Here is an 18,509-nt window from a genome sequence, read left to right on the forward strand (position 1 = left end):
TCGCACTCCCTAGAATGCGCGCATGTCCCGATTCGCGGTGCTGCCGCAATACCTCCTGCCCAAGCGTCTCTTGACGCAGCTCATGGGCCGCATCGCCAGCCTGCGCGCGGGCGCCTTCACCACCTGGATGGTGCGCCGCTTCGTGCGCCGCTACGGCGTGGACATGGCCGAGGCGGCCGACCCGCGCATCGAGAGCTATGCGAGCTTCAACGACTTCTTCACGCGGCCGCTGAAGGCCGGCGCCCGGCCCATCGCCGAGGCCGACTTCGTCTGCCCGGTGGACGCGGCCATCAGCCAGTTCGGCCCGATCGCACGCGACCAGATCTTCCAGGCCAAGGGCCACAGCTACTCGACGCGGGCCCTGCTCGGCGGCGACGCGGCGCTGGCGGCGCAGTTCGACGATGGCCATTTCGCCACGCTCTACCTCGCGCCCAAGGACTACCACCGCATCCACATGCCCTGCGACGGCGTGCTGCGGCGCATGGTCTACATCCCCGGCGACCTGTTCTCGGTCAACCCGCTGACGGCGCGCCACGTGCCGGGCCTGTTCGCGCGCAACGAACGCGTGGTCTGCGTCTTCGACACGGCGCACGGCCCCTTCGTCAACGTGCTCGTGGGCGCCACCATCGTCGGCAGCGTGGCCACGGTGTGGCATGGCGTGGTGAACCCGCCGCGCAGCCGCGACATCCGCAGCTGGGACTACAGCGGCCAGGGCATCCGGCTGGCCAAGGGCCAGGAGATGGGCCGCTTCCTGCTCGGCAGCACGGTGGTGATGCTGTTCCCGCGCGGCGTGGTGAGCTTCAACGCCGACTGGCAGCCGACGCGGCCGGTCCGCCTGGGCGAGCCCATGGCCATGGCCGCCCGGGCGCCAGGCCCGGCCTGACCCGGGGCCGGGCCGCGCGCCCCGGCCCCGGGCCTACTGGAACGCCACCTCGTCGAAGCTGCGCAGCTTGCGGCTGTGCAGGCGCTGGGTGCCGGCACCGCGCAGCAGCTCGATCGCGCGCATGCCGATGCGCAGGTGCTGGTCCACGCGCTCGCGGTAGAACTGGTTGGCCATGCCCGGCAGCTTGATCTCGCCGTGCAGCGGCTTGTCGCTCACGCACAGCAGGGTGCCGTAGGGCACGCGGAAGCGGAAGCCGTTGGCGGCGATGGCCGCGCTCTCCATGTCCAGCGCCACCGCCCGGCTCTGGCTGAAGCGGCGCTGCGGCTCGTTGCCCGGCAGCAGCTCCCAGTTGCGGTTGTCGGTGCTGGCCACGGTGCCGGTGCGCATGATGCCCTTCAGGTCGGCGCCGCGCAGGCCGGTGACGTCGGCCACGGCCTGCTCCAGCGCGACCTGGATCTCCGCCAGCGCGGGGATGGGCACCCAGACCGGCAGCTCCTCGTCCAGCACGTGGTCCTCGCGCACGTAGGCGTGGGCCAGCACGTAGTCGCCCAGCTGCTGGCTGTTGCGCAGGCCCGCGCAGTGGCCCAGCATCAGCCAGGCGTGCGGGCGAAGCACCGCGATGTGGTCGGTGATGGTCTTGGCGTTCGAGGGCCCCACGCCGATGTTCACCATGGTGATGCCGCCGTGGCCGGGCCGCATCAGGTGGTAGGCCGGCATCTGCGGCAGCCGCGGCGGCACGGCGCCGAAGGCATCGCCAGGCTCCACCGGGCTGCCGGCCCGGCGCGTGACCACGTTGCCCGGTTCGACGAAGGCCGTGTATTCGCTGTCGGGCCGCGCCATGGCCTCGTGCCCCAGCCGCACGAATTCGTCGATGTAGAACTGGTAGTTCGTGAAGAGCACGAAGTTCTGGAACCACTCCGGCGCCGTGCCGGTGTAGTGGCGCAGGCGGTGCAGCGAATAGTCCATGCGCGCGGCCGTGAACAGCGAGAGCGGCTGCGCCTCGCCCGCGCGCGGCTGCCAGGTGCCGTTGGCGATACCGTCGTCCATGGCCTCCAGGTCGGGCAGGTCGAACACGTCGCGCATGCGCATGCGCCGCTCGGCGCTCAGGTTGCCTTCCAGGTGCTCGTTCTCGGCGAAGGAGAAATGCACCGGGATGGGCTGGGTGCTGGTGCCCACCTCCAGTTCCACGCCGTGATTGTGGCGCAGCAGGCGGAACTGCTCCAGCAGGTAGTTGGCGTACAGGTCGGGCCGCGTGAGCGTGGTCTCGTAGCGGCCGGCACCGGCGACGAAGCCGTAGCTCAGCCCGGCGTTCTCCAGCGCGGCCTGGCGCACCACCGTCTCGGTGTGGATGCGCACGAAGGGGTAACAGGCGCGCACGTGGCCGGGCAGCTCCTCGCCGGACACGAAGCGCTGCATGGCCTCGCGCAGGTGGCCGATCTGCTGGTTGTAGATCAGCCGGACCTGCGCCAGCGCGCTCTCGGGATCGGTGTGCCGCGTGGGCGCGATGAAGGGCGGCATGTGGGGCATGCGGCCATTTTGCAGCACCCGCAAGCCGCCTCCGTGACGCCTGCGGGCTGCTGCGGCAGCGTCCTACAAGGTGTAACGGCGACAGATGACGTTACAAAAACTGGCTTGCGGCCACAGTGTTCCCAGCCCGCGATTTGCACTGCGTTCCACCCGGATCGCACGCGAAAACACCGGAAAAACCCAAGAAACCGCGTCAGCCTGCGCCCAACGAACACCAAGGAGTCCACCCCATGAGCACCACGACGATGGCCAATCCCTTTGCGCTGATGACCGATCCCGCTGCCGTGCGCGAAATGATCGAGAAGTCGGAAGCGCTCGGCCGCCTGAGCCAGCGCCAGTGCCATCCCCTGGACCGGGCGGTGATCCGCAGCGCCAGTGCCGAGCTGGCCGCCTACGACGCCAAGATCGACCGCACCACGGTGTACCTGCCGCCGGAAGAGGACCGCAGTGCGACCCGTGGCCTGCCGCGCCGCCTGAACTGAGCACCCCGGGCGGCCAGGCGCAGCCCGCATCCCACATCGCGAGGGGCCCCGACGGGGCCCCTCGCGTTTTTGCAAGGCTGTGCAGGTGCGAGGGCGCGAAGCCGGTCCCACCGGTCTGGGGCGGGTCTCGATCAGGGACCGCCCTTCGCAAACTGCAAAGCGGCAGGGCGGCCCCAGCCTCCTCAGGGGCGCCGGCCGCCGTCGTCAGGCCGGGCGCCGGGCTCGTCCCGGCGCGGCACGGGCCTGGGGATCTGCTTGTGCACATCCCGCTCGGGCTGCCCGGGCCGCACCTGCTCGCGCTGCGGTGCCTGGGGCTGCTGGGGAGGCTGCTGCGCCTGGATGGCGCGCTGCTGCTCCTGGACGGCACGCTGCTGTTCGCGCTGCAGGCGCTGCGCCTCCTGCTGGGCGCGTTGCTGCTGCTGGACCGCGCGTTGCTGCTCGGCCTGCTGGCGCTGCTGCTCGCGCGCCGCCCGCTCCTGCTGCTGCAGGCGCAGGGCCTGCTCCCGCTGCGCGTTGCGGACGGCCGCAGCCTGCTGCTGTGCCGCGCGTTGCTGTTCCTGCTGCGCACGCTGCTGCTCCTGCTGCTGGCGCTGGCTGTCCCGCTGGGCTGCGCGCTGCGGGTCTTCCTGCGGCCCGGGCTGCGCCTGCGGCTGGCGTTGGCCCTCCCTTTGCGCGGCGCGCTGCTGCGCCTGCTGTGCCCGTTGTGCCTCCTGTTGCGCCTGGCGATCGTGCTCGGCGCGTTGCTGCGCCCGCTGCTGCTCCTGCTGCTGGCGCAGCGCCTGCTGCGCGGCCTGGGCGTCCCGGGGTGTCCCGGGCGGCATGCCGGCGCCTGGCACAGTCGCGCGCCCGGCCGGTTGCGGCGGCAGGCCCGCGGCTGGCACGGCAATGCCGGCCCCCGGGACCGCGGGGACGAAACGGCGCGGAAGCGGCGCAGGCACCGGGTGGACCGCCACGGGGGGCGGCAGGGCCTGGGCCGGCGGCGGTGGCGCGCGCAGCGGGGCGCGCTGCTGCGTCTCCAGGGCGAAGCGGCGGCCGTCCGCCACCACGGGCGGCGGGGCCGGGGGCGCCTGCAGCAGGGCGCGCCGGTCCAGCCCGGCCGGCCGCACGGGCACCGGCCGCCCGGTCTCAAACTCGTGCAGGGGCATGGCCGAGAACCAGCCCGGCGGGCGGTGGAAATGGGGCGGCTCGCGGCGCAGCACCACGACCTGGTTCACCTGCTGCACATACACCGTGCTCGTGCGGTACCAGGGGCGCCAGGGCTCCCAGGGCGCGAGCGGGTACCAGCCGATGCCCGGGCCGCTGCGCAGCGTGAGGCTCCAGCCGCCACCGCCGATGAACCCGACCAGCGCGGGGGCGTAGACCGGGCGCGGCCCCAGCCGCCCCGGCACCCAGGCCCAGCGCGGGCCCAGCTGCACCCAGCGGCCGTAATGGAAGGGGGCGAAGCCCCAGGGCGCGTCGTCGATCCAGGTCCAGCCCCAGGGCGCGATCCATTCCCAGTGGCCATACCGGTAGGGCGCCCAGTCGACCACCGTGACGGCCGGGTACCAGACCGGCCCCCAGGTCGAGTCCTGGGCCCAGCGGCCGTAGTGGTCCAGCTGGGCATAGCCGACCACGGTGCGCGGCACGTAGCGCGCGGCGATGGACCGGTCCTCGTCACGGTTGTGCGCCGCGGCCCAGCGCTCGAAATCGTCCTCCAGCAGGGCGGCAACGCCCAGCGCCAGCGTCAGGTCGCGGCCGGTGAAGGCCAGCTGGTCGCCGGCGGCCAGCTCGCGCGAGGCGCCGTTGGCCCCGTAGGCCGTGACCACGCCGCTGCGCACGGACACGCGCGTGATCTGCAGCGCCAGGTCCACGTCGATGCGGAATTCGCCGGGCACCGCGGCCCGCACGGCCAGCTGCGGCGTGTCGATCTCGAAGCTGTCGTCCGCGCCGAGCTGGCGCACCCGGGCCATGGCGCTGCCCTGGTCCAGGGTGGCCTGGACGACGCCGGCATCGATGTCGGTGAGGTCCAGGAGGCTGCGGCCATCGAGCTGGAGGGCGGCGGAGCCGGCATGCAGCTCGGCCCGGCCGCCCGCGTCCACCCACAGCCGGTCGCCGCGGGTCAGGGGACGGTTGCGCGTGGCGTCCAGCCACTCGCTCTCGCCGGCGGGCGCCCAGGCGACCGCGCCCTGCTTGGCCGTCAGCGTGGCGACGCGGGCGGGCGGATCGGCCTGGGCCTGCGCGGGCAGGGCTGCCAGGCCGGGCAGCAGGAGCACGAGCACCGCCACCCAATGACGCGCCAGGGCGCGGAACCCGCGAAGAATGGCATCCATGGGAGGACCTCCTTCCTACTCAACGCGCGAGGCCGGCCGCCGGAGGTCAAGGCGGCGTCAACAAGGTTAAATCATGCAGCCACCCTGCTCAGCCGGGCGGCCCGGCGCGCAGGATGGGCACGCCGCGCTGGCGCTGCTCCCAGGCCTGCTGGTCGCGCTTGAACTGCTCGGCCACGGCCTGCTGGTGCCTGTGCCAGGCCGCCAGGGCCTCCGCCTCCTGGCGCTGGCGGCGCAGCGCGGCCGCGTCCCGCTCCGCCGCGCGGCGGGCATGGGCCAGCTGCAGCTCGCGCGCCTGCCGGCGGGCCAGCGAGGGCGCCGCCCGGCCCCGCGCGCCGCGGTGCGACACCCCCGCGCGGCCGGCACTGCCCCGGGCGGAGGCGCTCGCGGTCCGGGCTTGCGACGCCGGGGCGGACGCCACAGGCTGCGCAGGTGCCTGGGCCACCGCGCTGCCCGCGGCCACGCCCGACGCAGGCCGGGCGGAGGCTGACGCCGCAGGGGACGGCTGGGCCTGGGCCTGCTGTGTGGACGGCTGGGCAGGCGCTGGCGGCGGCTCGGCTTGTGTCCGGGCCTGCGCCTGCGCCTGCGGCTGCGGTTGCGGTTGCGGTTGCGGTTGCGGTTGCGGTTGCGGTTGCGCTTGCGCTTGCGCTTGCGCCTGAGGTTGCGCCTGCGCCTGGCGCTGGGGCTGCGCTGGCGGTGCCTGCGTTTGCGCTTGCGCCTGGGGCGGTGCTGGCGGCTGGGCCTGTGCCTGGGCGGTCGCGGCGCTGCCCAATCTTTCAGGCGGCGGCGCAGGCAGCGCCGCGGTGGCCTGGGCCGGTGCCTTGGCCCCTGCAGAAGCCTGCGCCCCGCCCATCGTCCGGGCCGCGGACTGTGCCGGAGCGGGCGCCGCGGGCAGGGCCACCGGGGCCGGCGGCGAAGCGATCGCCACCAGGGAGGCCAGGGCCACGCGCAGCCCGCTGGCTGCCTGCGGCCGGGCCTGGCCCAGATCGCCCTCGGCCACGCTCACCGCGTCGGGGTGCCGCTGCCAGGCGTGGGCGCCCGGCTGCGCCGTCAGGCCGCCATTGGCGGCCGCCACATAGCGTTGCGAGGCCGCGTAGGGCGGCTGCCAGGCTTCGCCCGGGGCCAGCGGGAACCAGGCCAGGCCCCGGCCCGCGCCGCCGCCCGGCAGTTCGGTGAAGGCGACCATGGCCGGGCCGTAGACCGGGCGCAGGGTGAGCGGGCCCGGGGCCCAGGCCCAGCGCCCCTGCCATTGCGTCCAGCGGCCATAGTGCGAGGTGGCGAAGCCCCAGGGCGCATCGTCCAGCCAGGTCCAGCCCCAGGGCGCGATCCAGCGCCAGTGCCCCATGCGGAAGGGGGCCCACCCGGCGGGCACGCTGTTGGGCACCCACAGCGGGCCCCGCGTCGCGTCCTGCACCCACTGCCCGGCGTCGTCCAGCTGCTGGTAGCCGGCCAGTTCACGCGGCAGGTGGCGCGCGGCCACGGACTGGTCCTCGCGCCGGTTGCGCTCGGCCACCCAGCGGTCGAAGGGGTCGTCGGGCGGCGATTCGCGCGTCGCCAGCACCGCCAGCGCGCGGCCCTTGAAGACCACCTGCTGGCCACCGCCCAACGGCATCGCCGCGCCCCCGTCGCCATAGGCCGTGCCGGCGCCGGCCAGCACGGTCACGCGCGTGGTGCCGTGCACCGGGTCGACGTCCAGGCGGAAGTCGCCGGGGTAGGCCACGCGCCAGGCCAGCTGCGGCGTGTCCACCTCCAGGTTCTCGCCCTCGGCCAGGGTGCGCGCGTGCAGGGCCAGGCTGCCCTGGCGCAGGGCGACGCGCAGCGCGCGGTCGTCCATGGTGCGCAGCTCGAGCTGCGTCAGCCCGTCCATTCTCAGCATCGCCGAGCCGGCCTGCACCTCGGCCCGTGCGGCCTTGTCGGTCCACAGGCGGTCGCCCTCGACCAGCGGCCGGCTGGTGGGGGCGTCCACCCATTCCACGTCGCCCGCCGGCGCGAAGCTCACGGCGCCCTCGGTGTCGCCCAGGCGGGCCACCCGCGCAGGCGGGTCGGCGGCCTGCGCGGCCAGGGCCAGGCCCAGGCCGCCCAGCAGCAGCAACAAACGCAGTGTCCCCGTCATCGTCATCGGCATGGGTCCAACCGAGTAGAGCGCCTGAGCTGGTGCGCAGGTGTTGCCGCCGCGCGAGCTTTGTAATGGCGCGTAAGCCGGTGGCGCCCATGCGGGCCCGTCGCCGCGCCACGCGGCACTATGATGGATTCATGGTGCGACTCGAAGTCGCTTCATCGTCGTCCCCGAGACGACCTATACCCAGAGCGTTTCTCCTCGGAGGAACGTCAACTTCCCTAGCGGAAGTTCATCAGATGGCAGCGGTTTTGCTCCGGCAAAACAACTGCCCGAAGTCACCCTCACGGGGCGGCTTCACAACAAAAACCGGCCTGACGGCAGGTATTCTGTTGTCTGAAAGACACGCTTTACAAATCTTTACGCAGATTTGTACGGGCGTGAAACTGGACTCTGGCCAGTTAAAGGCGACACCGCCTGAGGTGTCTTGTTTCTTCTACTGAAACCACTTCTGGAACGAAGTGACTGCGTCCATGCGTGCAGCCGGAGTAATCCAACTGTTCGGAGCCATGGAAAGCCATCCCGTGCCCGTGAGGGCACGTAACTGCCTGTGAAGGTATGCGAAAGCGCGGAACAAGCCGTGCTGGGATGACGCGGTATAGGGTACGGGAAAGAGAACTGAACGTTCGTAAGAACCGTCGTCAACATCAGGAGCTTGCTCTTGTTTCGGTGCGCAATCACCGGAGCTCCGAGACCAAAATGGCACACGTGGAGAGTCGGCTGTCATGAACGACGACTCGTTCCTCCAAGGCGTGCGGCGGATAGAACGTCCCTAACCCCATCTTCTGGCTTGCCAGCCAGATGGGCACCTTAGGAAACGAGGTAAGCCCGATACATCGCCCTGCTCAAATGAGCAGGGCAACCTGAGCGTAAGCAACGGCCATGGTGTAGCGGGTAGAGGAAGAAGCAAAAAGCAAACGCTGGCCTGTAACGGGTCGGATAGGGGTTCAAACTTTGCCCTAACGCGAAAGCGGGCTGACTTGCTTCAGGTGCGACGGTGCAAGCCGCTGCAAACTTTATTAACTGGCCCTGCGGGTAGATCTACCCGGCAGGGCAGGTCTGATCCCATAGGGGCTCCTCATCGGAGTAGGTATGGAACAGATCAACGACCAACAGGTCCGCGACCTAGGGATCCTCACCGATCCTGAAACTGCGACTCCGGACGTACCAAGCAACTGGCATCTCATTGATTGGGGTCTAGTTGAATTGTTCGTCGGGAAGTTGCAGACGCGTATTGCGCAGGCAGAACAGAACAAGAACTACAGGATGGCCAATCGGCTCTCTCGTAGCCTCGTTCGCTCCTGGCAAGCCAAGGCATTGGCTGTCCGGAGAGTGACCACCAACCAAGGGAAGCGGACGGCTGGCACCGACCGCGAACTCTGGTCTACACCAGACGCCAAGTGGGCGGCGGTATGTCGACTTAACAAACCGGGATATAAGGCGCGACCATTGCGACGCATCTATATCCCGAAATCGAACGGCAAGGTTCGCCCTCTGGGCATCCACACCATGTTCGACCGGGCAATGCAGGCGTTGTACCACCTTGCGTTGGACCCTAAGGTGGAGTGCAAGTCCGACCCAAATAGCTACGGCTTTAGGAAAGGACGAAGTACGCACGACGCTTGCGGTCAACTGTTCATATCGTTATCCAAAGACACCTCTGCGCAATGGATTCTCGATGCGGACATTTCCGGGTTTTTCGACAACATCAATCACGACTGGTTGCTTGCGAACGTCCCAATGGACAAACGCATCCTCCGTCAGTGGTTGAAAGCAGGTTTTCTCGATAAGGGATGCCTCTACCGCACGGAAGTGGGCACCCCGCAAGGGGGCATCATTTCACCGACCTTAGCAAACTTCACACTGAACGGCCTTGAGTCTGGCCTGCATCGCCACCTGTTGGCGACGCTGGGCTCGAAGCGGGGCAGCGGGGTGAAAGTCAACGTGGTGCGATACGCGGACGACTTTGTCGTCACCGGAATTTCGAAAGAGCTTCTGGTCTCCGTAGTTCAACCGTGGATAGAACAGTTCCTGCGTGAGCGAGGACTGTTCCTGTCTGCGGAGAAAACTCGGCTCGTCAGCATCTTCGAAGGCTTCGACTTCCTAGGATGGAATTTTCGAAAGTACGAGTCCCAGCTGGCCAAACGGCAGCGCGGATTCAAACTTCTCATCAAACCGAGTCGCAAGAGCGTGTCCGCGTTCTACGACAAGGTGCGCACCATCATTGGCAAGTCGCTGTCGGTTCCCACACAGGACCTCATCAAAACGCTAAACCCAATCCTTCGCGGATGGGCGCGTTACCACCGCGGCGTGGTTGCCAAAAAGACCTTCACCCGGCTCGACAGCCTCATTCACTGGCGGTTGAGACGTTGGGGAAGTCGCCGGCATCCGCGCAAAACCGGAAAGTGGGTATATCAAACCTACTGGCTCCCGGTCGATCACCGTGTCGTTTTCACCGCCACGGGGGTTGACGCTCAAGGGGAACCAGTGACTTCTGTGCTCTACCGCTTGGGTTCCACAAAAATCGATCGGCATCACAAGGTCTTTGGCAAGTTCAATCCCTACGATCCGTCGTGGGAACGCTACAGCGAAATCCGAAGTGCGGCGTCAGGGGAGCAATCCATCCTAAGCGCTGCGCGACTGAAACTGTGGCAGGAACAAGGCGGCTACTGCGCCTTGTGTGAGGTGCCTATGAACAGTACAGACCCGATCGACGACCATCACATCGTCTATCGGATGTACGGTGGGAGCAACGCTCTCGCCAACCGCGTGCTCATGCATTCGGTTTGTCACCGGCGGGTACACGCCCTTGGCTTGGAGGTCACCAAGCCGGCCTCAGCATGAGAGGCTTTAATCTGGATTGCTTAGACTAGGGCCATGCAGCCCGATGACGCTAAGTCTCCAGTGGTCGTGCGTGAGCCGTATGCGTCGAAAGGCGCAAGTACGGTTCTTCGGGGGGGGCGAAGCCGCGAGGCTTCGCCCCTACCCTCCAGTTCCTTGTGGCATGCGCGCCTGGTGGGCGCGGGCGTCCTGCCCCTGCGCTGGATCGCGGGCTGGGGCCGGCTGCTGTTCACCGTGGCCAGCCTGCTCGTCCTCGCGCTGTCGCCCTCCAGCTACGGCCGCGAGTGCCGCACGGTGCTGCTGCGCCACCTGGTGGCCGACACCGCGCCCATCCTGGCCGGCTTCACCGCGCTGTGCGCCCTGCTCACGCTGGTGATCACGCGCATCGTGATCGTCACCGCGCTGAGCTACGGGCTGACGCGCTACGCGCTGGAGATGGTCATCCGGGTGCTGGTGCTGGAGCTCATCCCGCTCACGGCGGCGCTGTTCGTCGCCCTGCGCTGCACCATCCCCAACGGTGCGGCCCTGGCCACGCTGCGGCTGCAGGGGCGCTTTCGCGAATGGCAGGCGCGCGGGCTGGACCCGCTGGCCGCGCAGGTGATGCCGCGCGCCGTGGCCGGCGTGTACGCAACGCTGACGCTGGCCGCGTTGAGCTGCGTGGTCGCCCTGGTGATCGCCTACTTCGCGGTCTACGGCGCGAGCACCGCGGGCCTCGCCGCCTACACCCGGGTGTTCGGCCGCGTCTTCAATCCGTCGGTGTCGCTCATCTTCGTGCTCAAGACGCTGTTCTTCAGCGTGGCCGTGTCCTTCATCCCCATGGCCTCGGCGCTGGCCGATGCGCAGCCCGGCCACTCGCGCGAGGGCGCCGCGCTGCAGGCGCTGGTGCGCATGTTCGCGGTGCTGCTGCTCCTGGAGGCGGCCTCGCTGGCCGGCAACTACTATTGATGGACCCGATGGAAGAACCCTCCACTGAACGCAGCCTGCGCCAGCTCGCGCCCAAGGCGGCCCTGCTGCTGGCCTTCACCGCGCTGCTGGTGGCCGGCTCGGTGCTCTATCTGCTGTATGCGCGCGGTGTCTTCGAGAGCAAGCAGACCCTGGTGCTGCTGGCCGAGGATGCCGAGGGTGTGGGCGCCGGCCTGGACATGACCTTCGCCGGCTTCCCGATCGGCCGCGTGCGCAAGGTCGAGCTGGCCGCGACGGGCAAGGTGCGCATCCTGGTCGACGTGGACGCCGACGACTGGCACTGGCTGCGCAGCAGCAGCGTGTTCACGCTGGTGCGCGGCGTGGTCGGCGGCACCACCATCAAGGCCTACTCAGGCATCCTCAGCGACCCGCCGCTGGCGCCGGGGGCGGAGCGGCCGGTGCTCAACGGCGATGCCACCGCCGAGCTGCCGCGGGTGCTCTCGGCCGCGCGCGAGGTGCTGGACAACCTCTCCGCGATCACGGCGCAGGATGCGGCGCTGCGGGGCGCGGTCGGCAACCTGCAGGCGATCACCGAGCGCATGAAGGGCCCGCACGGCGCGCTGGGCGTGGCCTTCGGCAACGACGCCGACGCGGCCAAGCTGGTGGCCGCGCTGGAGCGCAGCAACGCCCTGCTGGCGCGGCTGGACACGCTGGCCGGGCATGCCGACACCCAGGTCTTCGGGCCGCAGGGCGTGGTGCGCGATGCGAAGGCCACGGTGCAGCAGCTCAACGCGGTGCTGGCCGACACGCGCACCAGCCTGAAGAAGGTGGACGCGCTGCTGGTCGAGGCGCAGGGCATCGCCGGCAACGTGCGCGGCGCGACCGGCGACCTCTCCAGCCTGCGCGGCGAGGTCGAGGCCAACCTGCGCAAGCTGGAGGGCCTGGTCAACGAGATCAACCGCAAGTGGCCGTTCGCGCGCGACACCGAGGTGAAGCTGCCATGAGGCGCGCGTCGACCCCGTCCTCCGCGCCGCGGCCCGGGCGCGTCGCGGCGCGTCTGCGGCCCGCGCCCTGGGCCGTGCTGGCGGCCGCCGCGCTGCTGGGTGCTTGCGCAGGCAAGCCCCCAGCGCCCGACTGGGAGATGAATGCGCGCGGCAGCCTGGACCGCTATGTCGCGGCCTGGATGGACGGCGCCGACCGGGCCGCCGATGCGGAGTTCGCGCGCGCCCGCACCGCGCTCGCGGCGACCGGCCAGCCGGCGCTGGTCGCCCGCGCCGAATTGACGCGCTGCGCGCTGCAGGCCAGTGCGCTCGTGGTCGCGCCCTGCCCCGGCTTCGAGACCCTGCGCGACGACGCACCCGCGGCCGAGCGCGCCTATGCCGATTACCTCGCCGGCCATCTGGCCCCCTCGCAGGCCGACCTGCTGCCACCCCAGCACCGCGACGTGGCCACGGCCGCCGCGCCCGATGCCGCGCTCGCAGCCGTGCCGGACCCGCTGGCGCGGCTGGTGGCGGCCGGCGTGCTGATGCGCTCGGGCCGGGCCACGCCGGGCGTCATCGCCAGCGCCGTGGACACCGCCGCCGCGCAGGGCTGGCGGCGTCCGCTCCTGGCCTGGCTGGGCGTGCAGGCCCTGCGCGCCGAGGCCGCTGGCGACGCACAGGCCGCGGCCCGCATCCGCCGGCGCATGGCGCTGGCGGCGGGCGAGCGCTGAGCGCGGCTTGGAGCCCGCCACGCCCACGGTCGACCTCGGGGGCCACGACTTTCTCTCCAAGGCGCAGCGCCCCCGGCAACCCTGCGGCGGATGCGCAGGCGCCGCTCAGCGGCGCAGGCGGCGCGTGCGGAAGGTGATGGAGTAGCGCAGCGCCGGCGTGGGCGCGACGCTGTGCTGCCAGTCCCAGCGCGAGGGCCCCCGCAGCAGGTAGATGGAGCGCGGCGCCAGCGGCAGGTGCAGCACGTCGCGCGCGCGCGGCGCGTGCGCCGGCCAGCGGCGAAAGCGCATCACGGCCTCGCCCAGCAGCGAGATGCCCACCACGTCCTCGAAGTCGGGCACGTCGCGGTGCCAGCCCAGCGGCGTGCCGGGCGCGTACTCGGCCACGAGCGCGTGCGCCAGGCCCTGCGGTGTCACGCCCAGCCAGGCGGCCGCCCGGTCACGCAGGGGCAGCAGGGCCGCGGGCAGGGGCGGCGCATCGTCAAGGCGCTGGGCGTCGAAGTCGTAGCGGCCGCCGAAGCTGGCGACGCGGCGGCGTGCGGTGTAGCCCTTGTAGGCCATGGCCTCCAGCGGCAGGGACTGCGCGAAGGCGATCCAGTGCGCCTCGTCCTGCGGATCGAGGAAGTCGGCCTGGTAGCGCAGGCCCTCGGGCAGGGCGGCCGCCTCGCTGCCGAAGAGCTCGGCCTGCGCGGGGCCGGTGCCTGCAGGAAGGGCGGTGCCCTGGGGCGCGGGGGGATGACCGGGCATCGCCCCATGCTAAAGAAAAAGCCCGGCGCCGTGAGGCAGCCGGGCTGGTGCGGAAGAACTCCGCCGCCTCAGGGCTTGGAAGCCGTGGGGAAAGGCCAGGCGGCCTGCGGGTTCAGCGTGGTCTGCGCCGCAGGTGCCGCTGGCGCAGGGGCCGCAGCGGCAGGCTTGGCAGCAGGCGCTTTCGCCGCCTTTTTCGCAGCCTTCTTCGCAGGCTTTTTCGCAGCAGCCTTCTTCGCAGGCGCCTTCTTCGCCGCGGCCTTCTTGGCCGTGGTCTTCTTCGCGGCGGCCTTCTTCGCAGGCGCCTTCTTCGCAGCGACCTTCTTGACCGCGGCCTTCTTCGCCGGGGCCTTCTTGGCCGCAACCTTCTTCGCCGGGGCCTTCTTGGCCGCAGCCTTCTTCGCCGGGGCCTTCTTGGCCGGGGCCTTCTTCGCGGCCGGCTTCTTGGCCGCGGCCTTCTTCGCCGGGGCCTTCTTGGCGGCGGCCTTCTTTGCCGCCGGCTTCTTCGCAGTTGCCATTTCCATTCTCCTGTTCAAGTTGACCAAAACATCAACCCATGAAGCACCTCACGCATTGTTGGTGGGCGTGAAGCGATCCATGAAGTTGGGCTTGCCGCCCAGCTCCATGAACACCTGGGCCCGGTCCGCGCCGCTCGTGCCGGCGGCTGTGGATGCGGATCGGGCGCTGTTCTCTTCGACTTTCCTTCTTGTCGTTCTTTTCAGTCCCAGGAAAGCGCGCCACCCGTCTGGTACTCGATGACCCGGGTTTCGAAGAAGTTGCGCTCTTTCTTGAGGTCGATCATCTCGCTCATCCAGGGGAACGGGTTTTCCTCGTTCGGGAAGAGCGGCTCCAGGCCGATCTGCGTCGCACGCCGGTTGGCGATGTAGCGCAGGTAGCCCTTGAACATGGAGGCGTTGAGGCCCAGCACGCCACGCGGCATGGTGTCCTCGGCATAGCGGTACTCCAGCTCCACGGCCTTGGCGAACAGGCCCTTGATCTCGGCCTTGAATTCGGCCGTCCACAGGTGCGGGTTCTCCAGCTTGAGCTGGTTGATCAGGTCGATGCCGAAATTGCAGTGCATCGACTCGTCGCGCAGGATGTACTGGTACTGCTCGGCGGCACCGGTCATCTTGTTCTGCCGGCCCAGCGCCAGGATCTGGGTGAAGCCGACGTAGAAGAACAGGCCTTCCATCAGGCAGGCGAAGACGATCAGGCTCTTGAGCAGCTTCTGGTCGGCCTCGGGGGTGCCGGTGTGGAAGTCCGGGTCCATGATCGCCTCGATGAAGGGGATCAGGAACTGGTCCTTGTCGCGGATGGACTGGACCTCGTTGTAGGCGTTGAAGATCTCGCTCTCGTCCAGGCCCAGCGACTCCACGATGTACTGGTAGGCGTGGGTGTGGATCGCTTCCTCGAAGGCCTGGCGCAGCAAGAACTGGCGGCACTCGGGCGCCGTGATGTGGCGGTAGGTGCCCAGCACGATGTTGTTGGCGGCCAGCGAATCGGCGGTGACGAAGAAGCCGAGGTTGCGCTTGATGATGCGGCGCTCGTCCTCCGAAAGGCCGTTCGGGTCCTTCCAGAGCGCGATGTCGCGCGTCATGTTCACTTCCTGCGGCATCCAGTGGTTGGCGCAGGTGGCCAGGTACTTCTCCCAGGCCCACTTGTACTTGAAGGGGACGAGCTGGTTGACGTCGGTCTGGCCGTTGATGATGCGCTTGTCGGAGGCCACCACGCGGCGCGTGGCGCTGCCCGCGGCGGCCGGCGCGCGCGGCGCGGCGGGTGCGAGCGCGACGTCGTCGAAGGACTGCAGCGCGGTCTGGGGAAGGGAGGCGGATTGCGGGGCGAGTGCCTCGCGAGGAGAGAGGGGCACCTCGCGGTTCGAAGTCGAACCGCTGTTCAAGGCTGGCGAAGTGGGAGTGACTTCTTCGTCCCAGGTCAACATAAGTTTTCCAATGCTCGGATTATGTGAGCAGCGATGTGAATCGCAAAGTGTTCGTTCACATCACCGCCCGATTCTGTTGCTCAATCGCATCGGCGTTCTGTCAGAGAACGCCGACACACGAATCATCACTGGCAGGCTTCGCAGCCCGGGTCGTCGATGGCGCAGAACTTGATGTCCGTCGCCGGCGCCGCGCCCGTTTCCGCGGCGGCCATCTGCGCCTGCGCAGCGGCCGCGGCCTTCTCGAGCGCACCCATGCTGCTGGTCGGCGTGCCGTTGGACACCGCGTTCAGGCGGCCGGACTGCACCGTGGACTTCTCGGCCTGCGTCGCGCTGGTGGTGCGCAGGTAGTAGGTGGTCTTCAGGCCGCGCAGCCAGGCAAGCTTGTAGGTGTCGTCCAGCTTCTTGCCGGAGGCGCCCGCCATGTAGATGTTGAGCGACTGCGCCTGGTCGATCCACTTCTGGCGGCGCGCCGCGGCTTCCACCAGCCACACGGTCTCCACCTCGAACGCGGTGGCGTACAGGGCCTTGATCTCCTGCGGCACGCGGTCGATGGGACGCAGCGAGCCGTCGAAGTGCTTCAGGTCCATGACCATCACGTCGTCCCACAGGCCCAGGCGCTTGAGGTCGCGCACCAGGTAGTGGTTGATGACCGTGAACTCGCCGGACAGGTTGGACTTCACCGACAGGTTGCCGAAGCAGGGCTCGATGGAGGCGTCCACGCCGATGATGTTGGAGATGGTCGCCGTCGGGGCGATGGCCACGCAGTTGCTGTTGCGCATGCCATCCTGGGCGATCTTGCGGCGCAGGGCGTCCCAGTCCAGGGTGGCGGAACGGTCGAGCTCCACATAGCCGCCGCGGGCCTGGGCCAGCAGGTCCAGCGTGTCCAGGGGCAGGATGCCCTTGTCCCACAGCGAGCCCTTGTAGCTGGAGTAGCGGCCACGCTCGCGGGCCAGCTCGGTGGACGCCCAGTAGGCCTGGTAGCACACGGCCTCCATGGACTTGTCGGCGAACTCCACCGCCTCCTGGGAGGCGTAGGGGATGCGCAGCTCGTACAGCGCGTCCTGGAAGCCCATCACGCCCAGACCCACCGGGCGGTGGCGCATGTTGGAGTCACGGGCCTTCTTGACGGCGTAGTAGTTGATGTCGATCACGTTGTCGAGCATGCGCATGGCCGTGGTGACGGTGCGCTTGAGCTTGTCGTGGTCGATGGCGCCGTCCTTCAGGTGCTGGGCCAGGTTGACCGAGCCCAGGTTGCACACGGCCGTCTCGGCGTCGCTGGTGTTCAGCGTGATCTCGGTGCACAGGTTGGACGAGTGCACCACGCCCGCGTGCTGCTGGGGCGAGCGCACGTTGCAGGCATCCTTGAAGGTGATCCAGGGATGGCCGGTCTCGAACAGCATGGTCAGCATCTTGCGCCACAGGTCGGTGGCCGGCAGGGTGCGGCTGGGCTTGATCTCGCCCCGCTTGGCTTTCTCTTCGTAGGCCACGTAGGCCTTCTCGAAGTCGGCGCCGAACTTGTCGTGCAGGTCGGGCACGGACGAGGGCGAGAACAGGGTCCACTCGCCCTTCTCCATCACGCGGCGCATGAAGAGGTCGGGGATCCAGTTGGCCGTGTTCATGTCGTGGGTGCGGCGGCGGTCGTCACCCGTGTTCTTGCGCAGCTCCAGGAACTCCTCGATGTCCAGGTGCCAGCTCTCCAGGTAGGTGCAGACAGCGCCCTTGCGCTTGCCGCCCTGGTTCACCGCCACGGCGGTGTCGTTCACCACCTTCAGGAAGGGCACCACGCCCTGCGATTCGCCGTTGGTGCCCTTGATGTGCGAGCCCAGGGCGCGCACGCGGGTCCAGTCGTTGCCCAGGCCGCCGGCGAACTTGGACAGCAGCGCGTTTTCCTTGATGGACTCGTAGATGCCGTCCAGGTCGTCCGGCACCGTGGTCAGGTAGCAGGAGGACAGCTGCGAGCGCAGCGTGCCGCTGTTGAACAGCGTCGGGGTGGACGACATGAAGTCGAAGGTCGACAGCACCTCGTAGAACTCGATGGCGCGCGCCTCGCGGTCGATCTCGTTGAGCGCCAGGCCCATGGCCACGCGCATGAAGAATGCCTGGGGCAGCTCGATGCGGGTCTTGCGAACGTGCAGGAAGTAGCGGTCGTACAGGGTCTGCAGGCCCAGGTAGTCGAACTTCAGGTCGCGCTGGGGCTTGAGCGCGGCGCCCAGCTTGCGCAGGTCGTAGTTGAGCAGCTCGGGGTTGAGCAGCTCGGCGTCCACGCCCTTCTTGATGAAGACCGGGAAGTAGTCGGCGTAGCTGGCGGCAGCCTCTTCCGGGGACACGTCGCGCGCGAGCACCTCCTTGAAGATGGTGTGCAGCAGCAGGCGCGCGGTGGCGTAGGTGTAGTCGGGGTCCTTCTCGATGTGGGTGCGGGCGGCCAGGATGGACGCCTTGTACACCTCGTCGATCGGCACGCCGTCGTACAGGTTGCGCATGGTCTCGGCCACGATGGGCTCGGGCTTGACGTCAGCCGACAGGCCGCTGCAGGCCGACTCGATCAGTTGCTTGAGCGCGCCCAGGTCCAGCGGGACGCGCTGGCCGTTGTCGGTGACATGCAGTTCGGGCGCCGCCTTGGGGGCCTGCTGCTCCTGCTTGGCGGCGCGCTCCTGGGCGCGGCGCTCGCGGTACAGCACGTAGGCACGGGCGATCTCATGGTGGCCGCCGCGCATCAGGCCCAGTTCGACCTGGTCCTGCACGTCCTCGATGTGGAAGGTGCCGCCGCCCGGGCGCGAGCGCATCAGGGCGCGCATCACCTGCTGGGTGAGCTCGTCCACCGTCTCGCGCACGCTGGCCGAGGCCGCGCCCTGCGTGCCATGCACGGCCAGGAAGGCCTTCATCATGGCGACGGCAATCTTGTTCGGCTCGAAAGGCACCACGGCCCCGTTGCGGCGGATGATCTGGTAGTGCGCCAGCGCGTTCTGCGCCGGCTCGCTCGCGGTGTTGTTCGGTGCGGCCACCAGGCCGGCGGCGGGGGCGGAGGGGGTGCTCAGTGCCGTGTGCTGCATGCGTATGTCT

13 protein-coding genes are annotated in these 18,509 nt (G+C 69.2%); 6 read left to right on the forward strand and 7 right to left on the reverse strand.

Annotated features, from left to right (window positions below):
• The first annotated feature begins 22 nt into the window (after positions 1 to 22).
• Positions 23 to 883, forward strand: a complete 861-nt coding sequence (gene asd / locus IM725_RS02720) for an archaetidylserine decarboxylase (RefSeq protein ID WP_193779037.1) — start codon at positions 23 to 25, stop codon at positions 881 to 883.
• A gap of 33 nt (positions 884 to 916) precedes the next feature.
• On the opposite strand, the gene IM725_RS02725 is transcribed toward asd, so the two are convergent.
• Entirely contained in the window at positions 917 to 2,410 is a 1,494-nt protein-coding gene (locus IM725_RS02725; protein WP_193779038.1) for an AMP nucleosidase, read from the reverse strand.
• A gap of 230 nt (positions 2,411 to 2,640) precedes the next feature.
• On the opposite strand from IM725_RS02725, the gene IM725_RS02730 reads away from it, so the two are divergent.
• Positions 2,641 to 2,892, forward strand: coding sequence for a hypothetical protein (locus IM725_RS02730; protein WP_193779039.1), 252 nt, complete (start codon positions 2,641 to 2,643; stop codon positions 2,890 to 2,892).
• 182 nt (positions 2,893 to 3,074) lie between these two features.
• Here the strand turns inward: IM725_RS02730 and IM725_RS02735 are convergent, their stop codons facing one another.
• Positions 3,075 to 5,201, reverse strand: coding sequence for a DUF6600 domain-containing protein (locus tag IM725_RS02735; protein ID WP_193779040.1), 2,127 nt, complete (start codon positions 5,199 to 5,201; stop codon positions 3,075 to 3,077).
• A gap of 88 nt (positions 5,202 to 5,289) precedes the next feature.
• Entirely contained in the window at positions 5,290 to 7,323 is a 2,034-nt protein-coding gene (locus tag IM725_RS02740; RefSeq protein ID WP_193779041.1) for a DUF6600 domain-containing protein, read from the reverse strand.
• A 1,083-nt stretch (positions 7,324 to 8,406) separates the two neighbouring features.
• On the opposite strand from IM725_RS02740, the gene ltrA reads away from it, so the two are divergent.
• The 4 genes from ltrA (at position 8,407) to IM725_RS02760 (ending at position 12,769) form a co-directional block, all read left to right on the forward strand.
• Entirely contained in the window at positions 8,407 to 10,158 is a 1,752-nt protein-coding gene (gene ltrA / locus IM725_RS02745) for a group II intron reverse transcriptase/maturase (RefSeq protein ID WP_193779042.1), read from the forward strand.
• Positions 10,159 to 10,311: 153 nt separating this feature from the next.
• A complete protein-coding gene (locus IM725_RS02750; protein WP_227753526.1) occupies positions 10,312 to 11,100 on the forward strand; it encodes an MlaE family ABC transporter permease in 789 nt (262 codons plus the stop codon).
• Positions 11,100 to 12,062, forward strand: coding sequence for an MlaD family protein (locus IM725_RS02755; RefSeq protein ID WP_407692494.1), 963 nt, complete (start codon positions 11,100 to 11,102; stop codon positions 12,060 to 12,062). Before IM725_RS02750 ends, IM725_RS02755 begins: the two co-directional genes overlap by 1 nt.
• On the forward strand, positions 12,059 to 12,769 hold the full coding sequence (locus tag IM725_RS02760; protein WP_227753528.1) for a hypothetical protein: 711 nt from the start codon (positions 12,059 to 12,061) through the stop codon (positions 12,767 to 12,769). Before IM725_RS02755 ends, IM725_RS02760 begins: the two co-directional genes overlap by 4 nt.
• Before the next feature lie 105 nt (positions 12,770 to 12,874).
• Here IM725_RS02760 and IM725_RS02765 read toward each other — a convergent pair whose 3' ends face one another.
• The 4 genes from IM725_RS02765 to IM725_RS02780 all read right to left on the reverse strand — a co-directional run bounded on the left by IM725_RS02765 (position 12,875) and on the right by IM725_RS02780 (position 18,499).
• Positions 12,875 to 13,513 carry an alpha-ketoglutarate-dependent dioxygenase AlkB gene (locus tag IM725_RS02765; protein WP_193779044.1) on the reverse strand — a complete coding sequence of 213 codons (639 nt, stop codon included), beginning with the start codon at positions 13,511 to 13,513 and terminating at the stop codon, positions 12,875 to 12,877.
• A gap of 68 nt (positions 13,514 to 13,581) precedes the next feature.
• Positions 13,582 to 14,028: a histone H1-like DNA-binding protein gene (locus IM725_RS02770; protein WP_193779045.1), complete on the reverse strand. Its 447-nt coding sequence runs from the start codon at positions 14,026 to 14,028 to the stop codon at positions 13,582 to 13,584.
• A gap of 200 nt (positions 14,029 to 14,228) precedes the next feature.
• Positions 14,229 to 15,449: a ribonucleotide-diphosphate reductase subunit beta gene (locus IM725_RS02775; RefSeq protein ID WP_193779046.1), complete on the reverse strand. Its 1,221-nt coding sequence runs from the start codon at positions 15,447 to 15,449 to the stop codon at positions 14,229 to 14,231.
• Positions 15,450 to 15,574: 125 nt separating this feature from the next.
• Positions 15,575 to 18,499, reverse strand: a complete 2,925-nt coding sequence (locus IM725_RS02780; protein ID WP_193779047.1) for a ribonucleoside-diphosphate reductase subunit alpha — start codon at positions 18,497 to 18,499, stop codon at positions 15,575 to 15,577.
• Positions 18,500 to 18,509 lie beyond the last annotated feature (10 nt).

Source organism: Ramlibacter aquaticus, from assembly GCF_015159745.1.
Lineage (GTDB): Bacteria > Pseudomonadota > Gammaproteobacteria > Burkholderiales > Burkholderiaceae_C > Ramlibacter > Ramlibacter aquaticus.